This is a genomic window from Chitinophagaceae bacterium, assembly GCA_007695095.1.
GTDB lineage: Bacteria > Bacteroidota > Bacteroidia > Chitinophagales > REEL01 > REEL01.
Window position 1 is genome coordinate 1 of record REEL01000138.1, and the last position, 11,034, is coordinate 11,034.

An 11,034-nucleotide genomic window follows, 5' to 3' on the forward strand; every position below is an offset into this window, starting at 1 on the left:
GAAAAGCTTTCTATTGAAGGATATGCTGTTCGCTATCAGCAATACTTTTCGGAAGGCTGGGATATTTTTAAGAAATATCCTGTTGGATTTATGGGATTGTTTTTAATTTCTGCCGTACTCTATTTTTTTATCAGCCAGTCAGGAACCTACATCAGTAATATGGTTTCGGTGGTTTTATCGTCTCTTTTTCTGGCCTGTAACTATCATATGGCTCACTATTTAAAAAAGGGAGGAATCCCATCTTTTGAAGTGTTTTTTGAGCCATTGAAAGATCCTTTACAACTGGTTATTTACGCTTTACTGTCTTCATTATTAGTAGGTATAGGCTTTGTTTTTTTAATTATTCCGGGATTATACCTTGTCGTAAGCTGGGTTTTTGCAATACCGATTATTGTTTTTACCAAAACAGAATTTTGGCCTGCCATGGAGTATAGCCGTAAAGTCATTACCAGACAATGGTTTCAGATATTTGGGTTCCTGGTGCTTTGTTTTTTCGTTATTTTACTGGGTGCTTTGGCGTTGGGTATAGGGATTATCGTAGCAATGCCGGTCGTTTACTGTAGTTTGTATGCAGCTTTTAGCGACATTTTTGGCTTGCGAACTCAAGAGGGCAATCCGGAAAGTAACAATAACTGGCCGGATGAGGATTCCGATATCACCTATTGAAATTAAAATATTGGATTTTGTAAATCGTCCGCAATTTTAGTGTGCACGAAGCGATTAATTTTTCCATTGTGCATGATAATTTCTCTGACTACCGTAGAGCTTATATGTGAAAGCTCCGGACGGCTTACCAAACAAACAGTTTCTATGTCAGGATTCAGATTTTTGTTAAGCATGGCAATGGTTTTTTCATACTCAAAATCTATACCTGACCGTAATCCCCTGAGTATATATCTTGCATTTACACTTTTGCAAAAGTCCACCGTTAAGGTGTCATAATGTTTAATTTGGATTCCTTGTCTACCTTCAAAAATTTTTTCAATAAATCGCTTACGTTTTTCTATATCAAAAAGGTATTTTTTGTTTGTGTTGTTGCCAATTGCTACTATTATCTGGTCAAAAATATTTAAACCACGCTCAATTAAATCAACATGACCTATAGTTATTGGATCAAAAGACCCGGGGAATACAGCTATTTTCATAATCTCAATTTTTAAGTTTTAAATTTTTTAGAATTAAGAAAATTAGTCTTCAGAAATTTTAGTTTTTGTAAATATACTGAAAGTAGTTTTTCCATACATTCTTATTTGCTCCAGATTTGGGTGGTCGGTAAAGTCATGGTCCGGAGAATGCTCTAAAATGAACCAACCCACATCTGTGAGCATGTTATTTTCTAAAACCATATCGGGTAGTAGTGGAATTTCTTCCATAGGGTAGGGAGGTCCGGCAAAAATGATATCATATTGGCGTTGGCTGAATTTAATAAACTGCAATACATCAGCCTGAATGACCTGCATGCCTTCAATTTGTAAATCATCTGTCATTTTTTTGGCAAATTTTACACAAGCCGGAAATAAATCCACTGAGGTTATATCCGTACAGCCTCTGGATGCAAATTCATAACTGATTGCACCGGTGCCCATAAATAAGTCTAAAAAGCTGACTCTATCAAAATTATAGTAATTGTTCAGTATATTGAAAAGCCCTTCTTTGGCCGTATCTGTAGTAGGTCGGGTGGGGATATTTGAGGGTGCTCTGAAACGTCTGCCTTTAAATTTTCCGCTGATTATTCTCATAAGTAGTGACTGTATATATCGACATCTATACTATCTATTTTTTTAAAATCTTTTGTTTCCAATTCGCTGAAATGCAGTTTGCGAATATACTTGTGTAAATGATTGTATAAAACTCCTCCCTCTTTAATCTCACCGGAAAGATAAACCGGGTCGTTTTCCTGATCTAATCCGGTAGACTCCAAAACCAATAATGTATAATAAAGCATATCATCGGCATTCATTACACTAAAGATATTGGCAAATACCATTTTTTGATCAATAAAAACAGCGACCAAAAGGTGTTTGTTCAATTTATATAGAAAAGTTGCTTTTTGTTTTCCCCGGCTCTGCTCATAAAATAAATTTAAAAGAGAAACAGCCAGGTGTTCAATGTCTGTGTTTTTGTTTAGTTGGTGCAGTAAGCGATATTTATCAAATCGAAGCACATAAAGCAATCGGGCATCGGTAAACTTCAACTTATCTTCCATCACCAAAGAGCCCGCAGGTATATGAAGATTAGCTCCGGCCAAAGTTCTTACATCATCTTTTTGAAAAAAAACTTCCGGAATCAATGAAAAAAAAGGATAAAGCATCCCTATTTTTAATTTCGATACTTCCATTAAGTCAACCGGTAAATCGGAAAGTGTTTTTTCTAAACCACTGGAAGCATCTGATTGAGCTTCAAAATCAGCGGTATAAAAATGGGCTTTTTCATCCTGATAGTACCTTAATCTGATTTTATCTTCAGCAATATTTAATATTGTAAGTTTATTATGGTCAGAATCTATCCGAATGGTTTCGGAATCAAAAGAAGTCTTTTGTTCCATGGGTATATATTTTATTCCCAGTTTCCTGAGAGATTTCCTTCTGACATGGATCCTACTCTTAGTGCAAAATCCCGGTTAATAAATCGGGGATCCAATCCTTTTAAGAATTTAGTTTCCGGAGCACTCACTTCGAATACACTAATGTTAACTCTGTTACGGGTAATTGATCCGGCCGAGATGTTAAAAGTATCACCTCCTGAGTAAGGAATGTATCTTAAAGAATCGGGATTAACCACTTTTGCCGGGAAAACTCTATCCATCATATTGTAGTAGATAGTATCATAAATTACGGTTTGAGCTGTATCATCCGGGTTTCCAATAATTCTTACTTCCGGTATTGAGTCAAACTTAAGGGTATGAATCAATTGATCGAAATCTCCTGCAAAAGAACCTCTAAGATCTCTGTAAGCTAACTGAGCAGTACGGATATCTTTTAATCTTTCAATGACTTTATCATACCTGTCAGACTTTTGACGCTCAAACTGAATGGGGTCATTCACCATTGAATATAAGAAAAAAGTCATCAAAGCTACAACCAGCCCTAAGCCTACATTAAGAGAAATTTTTATGTAATTCATAGTTTATTATACGTTTACACCACAATTATAAAACTTTTTTTGTTTAATCCTTTCAGCTTTGCAATTTTTTAACTGAAATTATTAATATAAAAACGAAGAAGTCAATTGCTAAATTCTTTTTTAGTTGATTTTTTTTAAAAAAAGTTTTTGAGCTGAATTTTTTTTGGAGATTTTGAAAAACTCAGCATTCACTTTTATACGCTTCATGGCTTTTAAATCCAATTGCTCGAATGTTAAGAATTTAGTATTAATTTTGAGCACTTTATAAATGGAAATCAATTTCTTGAATTTAGTTGGCCTATCTATCTTAATGCTTAGCGGTGTTTTAATTCAACAGAATTTTTTCCTGAAAAAGTAAGCTTCATACCTCCAAAACATGTATTCCTTAGTTACAATTTATTTATAAATTTTTGTAATCAGTAGGGAATAGTTAATTTCGCTTCAATATTTGTTTATGCAAGAGATACATTCTAAAAATCCTGACTTTAAAGAATACGTCAGGTCAAAGATAGATTTGAATAAGTTTATGCACTACATAGACTTTAAAATTACGGACATAGAAGTTGGAAGAATAAAGGGATATTTAGATTTTAAAGAGATACATCATCAGCAAAATGGTATATTGCATGGCGGAGTAACTTCTTCTCTTTGTGATATGGCAGGAGGTTTTGCTGCTTACAGTGTAGTAGCACCGGATGAGATGGTTTTTACAGTAGAGATAAAGGTAACGTACTTTCATCCCGGTCAAAGTGAAAGGTTTTATGTTACAGGGGAAGTAGTTAAAGCCGGTAAACAGTTTTGTTTTTGTGAAAGTGTTGTACGAAATACTGAGCAAAAAATAATAGCCAAATCAACGATGACAATGGCTGTTAGGAAAAAATAATAGATTATGCGGCCTACTTTCTCTAACATCTGGAAACTATCTTACCCTATTGTTATAGGTAGTTTTGCACAGAGTATAATTGCCGTTTCTGATACGGCATTTCTGGGTAGAGTCGGCCAAACTGAATTAGCAGCCATAGGTTTTGTAAGTCTTATTTACATGATTTTATTCATGATAGGCTTTTCATATACCAAAGGCACTCAAATATTTGCAGCCAGAAGAATAGGCGAAAAAAGATTTGATGAGGTAGGGAAAATACTTGATAATAGTATTTATGCAGTTTTTTGCATTGCTGCATTACTGTTTTTAGGGATTATATTAGGAGGACAAGCTACTTTGACATTTTTGATACAGGAAGGCTCTGTATTACAATCCAGTTGGGAGTATGTAAAAATGCGTTCCTGGGGTGTCTTTTTTGGTTTTATTGGAAGTGTTTTCCTCTCTTTTTATATGGGAATTGGCAGAACGCATATAATCGTATTGTTTATCATGGCCATGGCTGCCATAAATATAGTCTTTAATTATCTGTTTATATTCGGAAATTACGGTTTCCCGGAAATGGGAATTGCCGGAGCTGCATTAGCCTCTAATTTAGCTGAAATTCTGGTTAGCTTATTTTTTGTGCTTCATTTAATTTTTTCAGGTCTTAGAAAGCAATTTTCAGCATTTAGCTTTGTGTTACCGGATAAAGTGCTCATAAAATCAATTTCATCCTTATCGACTCCGATTGTACTTCAAAGCCTGGTGGGCTTGGGAGGCTGGCTGGTATTTTTTACTATGATAGAAAATATGGGTGAATTGGAATTGGCTGCCAGTAGCGTTTTAAAAAGTATATATGTCGTTTTTGGTATTCCGGCCTGGGCTTTTTCGTCGGCGGCCAGTACTATTATTTCAAATTTGATGGGGCAGCAAAGGCAGGATCAGGTATTGCCGGCTCTGGGGAAAATAATTTTATTCAGTCTTTTGCTGACATCTATAATGATTGGAATTTTGCTAATTTTCACCGATCCGATTTTTTATTTTTATACACCGGAAACAGAAGTAGTTGAATTGGCGAAATCGTTGACCTGGACTATATCTCTGGCTCTTTTGATATATGCTGTCTCTACGGTTCTGTTTCATGGAATTGTGAGTACCGGTTCCACAAAGCAATCTTTATACATTGAAATCATCACTATAGTTGTTTACACTGCCTATATTTATATTGTAATTGAAGTTTTACAGTTAAGCTTACAAGTTGCCTGGACATCTGAATGGATATACTGGATTTCACTGGCATTTTTTGGTATTATTTATTTAAAAAAAGGAGATTGGAGAAATAAAGTAATTTAATTCCCTGATACTTATTTTTAAGTTGAATGTAAATTATCTTATAATTAAAAGCAATTATTTGCGTCTGTAAACGCTGAATTAATTTAAAATCATTTTTAAGAAAAAGTTATTTTCTAATTATTGTTACTTTTGCAGTTAATAATCAAAATATATGGCAGGACATAATAAGTGGTCTAAAATTAAAAGAAAAAAAGGAGTGGCTGATGCAAAGCGCTCTAAAATTTTCAGCAGACTTATAAAAGAAATTACCGTTGCTGTAAAAGAAGGGGGGAGTGCAGAACCGGAATTCAACCCTCGATTGCGCCTGGCAATTCAAAATGCTAAAGGGGTTAACATGCCTAAAGAAAATGTTGAAAGAGCAGTTAAAAAAGCAAATGATACCGATAGCGCTAAGTATACTGAATTAAATTACGAAGGATATGCTCCGGGAGGAATAGCTTTATTTGTAGAGTGTTTATCAGACAATCAAAACAGAACCGTTTCAAATGTCAGAAGTTATTTCAATAAGTTAGGTGGAAGTTTAGCCACCAGTGGAAGCGTAGATTTTTTGTTTGATCGAAAAGGGGTTTTTGTTTTTTCTCAGGGCGAATTCAATGAGGATGATCTAACCCTTGAGTTGATAGATGCAGGCGCTGATGACTTGGAATTCTATGAAGGAGAAGTAACAGTTTTTACGGAATTAGGAGATTATGGTAATATGCAGAAAAAGCTGGAAGAGCTGAATATAGAAACAAATAGTGTAGATTTACAGAGAATACCTAAAACGACGAATAAAGTAGATGTAGAAACAGCCCGAAAGGTATTGAAATTGGTTGAAACTTTAGAAGATGATGATGATGTTCAGGCTGTTTTTCATAATATGGAAATGACTGAAGAGATTATTTCGGCTTTGGAAGCAGATGCCTGAAAACAAAAACCTGCATTACTGAAAAAATAAAGATTTTACATGAAAGAAAAAATAGAAAAGTTAAAGAAAAAGCAAGAGCAGGCTTTACTGGGAGGTGGAAAGGAGCGTTTAGAAGCACAACATAAAAAAGGTAAACTATCAGCAAGAGAAAGGCTTCATTTTTTATTGGACGAAGGTTCTTTTGAAGAAATTGGTCAGTTGGTAACCCACCGTTGTACTGACTTTGGAATGGAAAAGCAAAAATTTCTCGGGGATGGAGTGGTAACCGGTTACGGTACTATCAATAACAGATTAGTATATGTCTACTCTCAGGATTTTACTGTTTTTGGAGGCTCTCTATCTGAGACACATGCCGAAAAAATCTGTAAAATCATGGATATGGCTATGAAAAATGGAGCACCTGTGATTGGATTGAACGATTCAGGAGGAGCCAGGATTCAGGAGGGGGTAGTTTCTCTGGGTGGTTATGCAGATATTTTTTACAGAAATACAAGAGCTTCCGGAGTTATACCTCAAATTTCAGCAGTTATGGGTCCTTGCGCCGGTGGTGCTGTTTATTCGCCGGCAATCACAGACTTTGTGCTGATGGTTGAAAAGACTTCTTATATGTTTGTTACCGGGCCAAATGTAGTAAAAACGGTTACACATGAAAATGTAACTTCCGAAGAGCTGGGCGGCGCTGCTACTCATGCAAGCAAGTCCGGGGTTACACACTTTGCCTGTAAAAACGAGTTGGAATGTATTGAAAATATCAAAAAACTTGTCCAATATATCCCCCAAAACTGTGAAGACACCGCTCCAAAGTATCCTTATGAGTTATCAGAAAATGAAATCAGAGATTCTTTAAAAGGAATTATTCCGGAATCCAGTCAACAACCATATGATATCAGAGAAGTAATTGATGGAATTGTTGATGAAAATTCATTTTTTGAAGTACATAAGGATTTCGCTGAAAATATAGTTGTAGGATTTGCTTTTATTGGTGGCAGAAGTGTAGGAATAGTAGCTAATCAGCCTGCCCATTTAGCAGGAGTTTTAGATATAGATGCTTCTGTTAAAGGAGCCCGTTTTGTAAGATTTTGTGATGCGTTTAATATTCCTTTATTGGTTTTGGTAGATGTCCCCGGATTTTTACCCGGCACTGATCAGGAGTGGAATGCCATCATTACAAATGGAGCCAAGTTGCTTTATGCTTTTTGTGAAGCTTCTGTCCCAAAAGTTACGGTCATTACCCGAAAAGCCTATGGAGGAGCTTATGATGTCATGAATTCCAAACACATAGGTGCTGATATCAATTTTGCATGGCCTTCAGCTGAAATTGCCGTTATGGGCCCTAAAGGAGCGGCAGAAATCATTTTTAAAAGAGAAATAGCGGCAGCGGAAAATCCGGAAGAAAAACTGCAACAAAAAGTAGATGAGTATTCTGAAAAATTTGCAAATCCATACAGAGCAGCTGACAGAGGTTTTGTGGACGAGGTAATCTTACCCGAACAAACCCGTATGAAATTAATAAAAACTTTTACCATGTTAGAAAATAAGGTAGATGAAATGCCTCGAAAAAAACATGGAAATATTCCTTTATAAAAAATAAATTTATGGCTAAGAAAGAGAAAAAATTAAGAGACCCAAAGAAAATTATTAACGCTAAAAGTGAAGCTTTTTTAGAAAAGTATTTAAATAATGCCTCACCAACAGGATTTGAAATAGAAGGCCAAAAAGTTTGGTTAGAGTACCTAAAACCTTATGTTGATGAGTTTTTTGTAGATAATTACGGAACAGCAGTAGGGGTAATTAACCCAAAGGCTGAATTTAAAGTGGTGATTGAAGCTCACGCAGATGAAATTTCCTGGTTTGTCAGTTATATTACTGATGACGGATATATTTATGTAAGAAGAAATGGTGGCTCTGACCATCAGATTGCCCCTTCCAAAAGAGTAAATATCCATACAAAAAAAGGAATCAGAAAAGCAATTTTCGGCTGGCCGGCAATACATACCCGTAAAGAAAAAGAAGATGCTCCATCCATGAAAAATATTGTATTGGATGCCGGTTGTAAAGATAAAGAAGCAGTTGAAAAGCTGGGTATACATGTTGGATGTGTTGTTACCTATGAAGATCCATACATGAAGCTTAATGATAAGTATTATGTAGCCCGTGGTTTAGATAATCGTTTGGGTGGCTTTACCATTGCAGAAGTGGCAAGACTTTTAAAAACAAATAAAAAGAAGCTTCCATTTGGATTGTATATTGTCAATGCCGTGCAGGAAGAAGTTGGCTTAAGAGGTGCCGAAATGATAACTCAAACTATTAAGCCCAATATGGCGATTGTTACTGACGTTGCTCACGATACCAATACACCCAATATTTCTAAAATAAATGAAGGAGATTATAAATGCGGATTAGGTCCAATCATACCACAAGGGCCGGCCATACATAATAATCTGTATGATTTCATACTCTCAATAGCAGAAAAGAATAAAATACCTTTTCAAAGAGATGCAGCTTCAAGAGTAACCGGAACAGATACAGATGCATTTGCTTACTCCAATGGGGGTGTGCCAAGTGCTTTGATTTCTTTCCCGCTAAGATATATGCATACTACTGTGGAAATGGCAGATAAAACAGATGTTGAATACAGTATTGAACTTATTTATGAGATATTAATAAACTTTGATCCTTCTTTTAAGTTTTCTTATTTGTAGGCTTCAAATATTGAAATTTGAAATTTAATTTGTTTTTTTGCTCAAAACTCTAAATCTTAACTTAAAAATACGTTATGTCACTAGATAATATTTCCCATTTACTGGGTGAACAAGGGGAGAAACTCTTGGGTCATACTTGTAAGACTATTTCTAAGGAGCAGCTTACTTTACCGTCTCCGGAAACTATAGATGATGTTTGGAAAGATAGCAATAGAAGCATCCAAACCTTAAGAAGTATTTCTGCAATTTATAATCATGGCCGTCTGGCAAACACAGGCTATATGTCAATTCTTCCTGTAGATCAGGGTATAGAACATTCTGCCGGTGCTTCATTTGCTCCGAATCCTATCTATTTCGATCCGGAAAATATTGTAAAGCTGGCCATAGAGGGTGGTTGCAATGCAGTTGCAACGACCTTTGGAAATGTTGGTCTGATATCCAGAAAGTATGCTCATAAAATCCCTATGATTGTAAAAATTAATCATAACGAATTGCTTACCTATCCTACAACCTACGACCAAATCATGTTTGGTAGTGTTAGGGATGCATGGAATATGGGTGCTGCTGCTGTAGGTGCAACTATTTATTTTGGATCGGATAATGCTGCCAGACAAATCGTAGAAGTGGCTGAAGCCTTTGAATATGCTCACGAACTGGGAATGGCAACCATTCTCTGGTGCTATCTGCGAAACAGTGATTTTAAAAAGGATGGAACCGATTATCATGTAGCTGCTGACTTAACCGGCCAGGCCAATCATTTGGGTGTAACCATTCAGGCAGATATAATTAAACAAAAACTTCCTGAAAATAACGGAGGATATACTGCTGTTAATTTTGGAAAAACGCATCCTAAAGTTTATAATGAACTGTCTTCTGATCACCCGATAGATTTATGTCGTTATCAGGTTGCTAACTGCTATATGGGCAAAGTTGGTCTGATAAACTCAGGTGGCGCATCCGGTGGTGAAACAGACTTAGCTGATGCTGTTGCAACTGCTGTAATTAATAAAAGAGCCGGTGGTGCCGGTCTTATATCCGGTAGAAAAGCCTTTCAGCGTGATATGAATGAAGGGGTGAAGTTGTTAAATGCCATTCAGGATGTGTACTTATCAAAAGAGGTAACCATAGCTTAATACTATTGTTAATATTAAAGAATCGCTAAATTTTTACTTAATTTAGTTAATCAAAATTACTTTCATTGATATGAAGGTGCAAAAAGGTTGTTATTATGGGATGGTTTAAGAGATTTACTGAAGGTATAAAAACGAGTACCAGGGAGAAGAAAGAGGCTCCTGACGGTTTGTGGAATAAGTGTCCGTCTTGTGGTAAAACTCATACCACCAAAGAGCTAATGGAAAATTTATATGTTTGTCCGAATTGTGATTACCACGGCCGGATAAGCTCCAGAATTTATTTTGATTTTCTTTTTGACCAGGGCAAATATGAATGGCTGTTTGAAAATATCAAACCGATAGACTTTTTAAATTTTAAGGACTTAAAAACCTATGAAGAGCGAATCCGGCTTACTACTAAGAAAACTAAATTAACAGATGCAATGCGGGTTGCCGATGGACTCGTGAATAATGAAAGAATTGTAGTTGCCTGTATGGATTTTAGTTTTATTGGGGGTTCAATGGGTAGTGTTGTAGGGGAGAAGATTGCCCGTGCTGTAGATTATGCTATTGAGCATAAAATCCCATTAATGATAATCAGTAAATCAGGTGGTGCCAGAATGATGGAGTCTGCTTTTTCATTGATGCAAATGGCTAAAACATCCGCTAAACTGACTCAATTAGCCAGAGCAGGTTTGCCTTATTTTTCATTAATGACTGACCCTACAACCGGTGGAGTTACTGCTTCTTTTGCTATGCTTGGTGATATAAATATGGCTGAGCCTGATGCTTTGATTGGATTTGCAGGTCCCAGAGTTATCAAAGAAACCATTAAAAAGGACTTACCGGAAGGTTTTCAAAAGTCTGAATTTCTATTAGAAAAAGGTTTCCTGGATTTCATAGTAAACCGTAAAGACCTCAAACAACGAGTCTCTGATTTGGTAAAAATCTTTAGGAGTTAGTTAGATTCATTTT

Annotated in this window: 12 protein-coding genes; 8 read left to right on the top strand and 4 right to left on the bottom strand. The window is 35.9% G+C overall.

Annotation, left to right across the window (positions count from 1 at the left end):
• Positions 1–666: hypothetical protein (locus EA412_11175; protein TVR77415.1), on the top strand; the 666-nt coding region annotated here is incomplete at its 5' end.
• Positions 667–668: 2 nt separating this feature from the next.
• On the opposite strand, the gene EA412_11180 is transcribed toward EA412_11175, so the two are convergent.
• From EA412_11180 to EA412_11195, 4 genes are read right to left on the bottom strand one after another with little or no spacing between them, the layout of a single operon-like run.
• A complete protein-coding gene (locus tag EA412_11180) occupies positions 669–1,145 on the bottom strand; it encodes a pantetheine-phosphate adenylyltransferase (GenBank protein ID TVR77416.1) in 477 nt (158 codons plus the stop codon).
• A gap of 42 nt (positions 1,146–1,187) precedes the next feature.
• Positions 1,188–1,739, bottom strand: coding sequence for a methyltransferase domain-containing protein (locus EA412_11185; protein TVR77417.1), 552 nt, complete (start codon positions 1,737–1,739; stop codon positions 1,188–1,190).
• Complete coding sequence (locus EA412_11190) at positions 1,736–2,545, bottom strand: DUF3822 family protein (protein TVR77418.1); 810 nt, start codon at positions 2,543–2,545, stop codon at positions 1,736–1,738. The genes EA412_11185 and EA412_11190 overlap by 4 nt, the downstream gene beginning before the upstream one ends.
• An 11-nt stretch (positions 2,546–2,556) precedes the next feature.
• A complete protein-coding gene (locus EA412_11195) occupies positions 2,557–3,123 on the bottom strand; it encodes a hypothetical protein (protein TVR77419.1) in 567 nt (188 codons plus the stop codon).
• A gap of 454 nt (positions 3,124–3,577) precedes the next feature.
• On the opposite strand from EA412_11195, the gene EA412_11200 reads away from it, so the two are divergent.
• The 7 genes from EA412_11200 to EA412_11230 all read left to right on the top strand — a co-directional run bounded on the left by EA412_11200 (position 3,578) and on the right by EA412_11230 (position 11,021).
• Positions 3,578–4,006 (top strand): PaaI family thioesterase, encoded by a 429-nt coding sequence (locus EA412_11200; protein ID TVR77420.1) that lies wholly within the window; start codon positions 3,578–3,580, stop codon positions 4,004–4,006.
• Positions 4,007–4,012: 6 nt separating this feature from the next.
• Positions 4,013–5,338, top strand: a complete 1,326-nt coding sequence (locus EA412_11205; protein TVR77421.1) for an MATE family efflux transporter — start codon at positions 4,013–4,015, stop codon at positions 5,336–5,338.
• 151 nt (positions 5,339–5,489) lie between these two features.
• Positions 5,490–6,245, top strand: a complete 756-nt coding sequence (locus EA412_11210) for a YebC/PmpR family DNA-binding transcriptional regulator (GenBank protein TVR77422.1) — start codon at positions 5,490–5,492, stop codon at positions 6,243–6,245.
• A gap of 39 nt (positions 6,246–6,284) precedes the next feature.
• Positions 6,285–7,829, top strand: coding sequence for an acyl-CoA carboxylase subunit beta (locus tag EA412_11215; GenBank protein TVR77423.1), 1,545 nt, complete (start codon positions 6,285–6,287; stop codon positions 7,827–7,829).
• Positions 7,830–7,840: 11 nt separating this feature from the next.
• On the top strand, positions 7,841–8,947 hold the full coding sequence (locus EA412_11220; protein TVR77424.1) for a M42 family peptidase: 1,107 nt from the start codon (positions 7,841–7,843) through the stop codon (positions 8,945–8,947).
• Positions 8,948–9,021: 74 nt separating this feature from the next.
• Positions 9,022–10,080: a class I fructose-bisphosphate aldolase gene (locus tag EA412_11225; GenBank protein TVR77425.1), complete on the top strand. Its 1,059-nt coding sequence runs from the start codon at positions 9,022–9,024 to the stop codon at positions 10,078–10,080.
• Between the two features lie 95 nt (positions 10,081–10,175).
• Positions 10,176–11,021 (top strand): acetyl-CoA carboxylase carboxyltransferase subunit beta, encoded by an 846-nt coding sequence (locus tag EA412_11230; protein TVR77426.1) that lies wholly within the window; start codon positions 10,176–10,178, stop codon positions 11,019–11,021.
• Positions 11,022–11,034 lie beyond the last annotated feature (13 nt).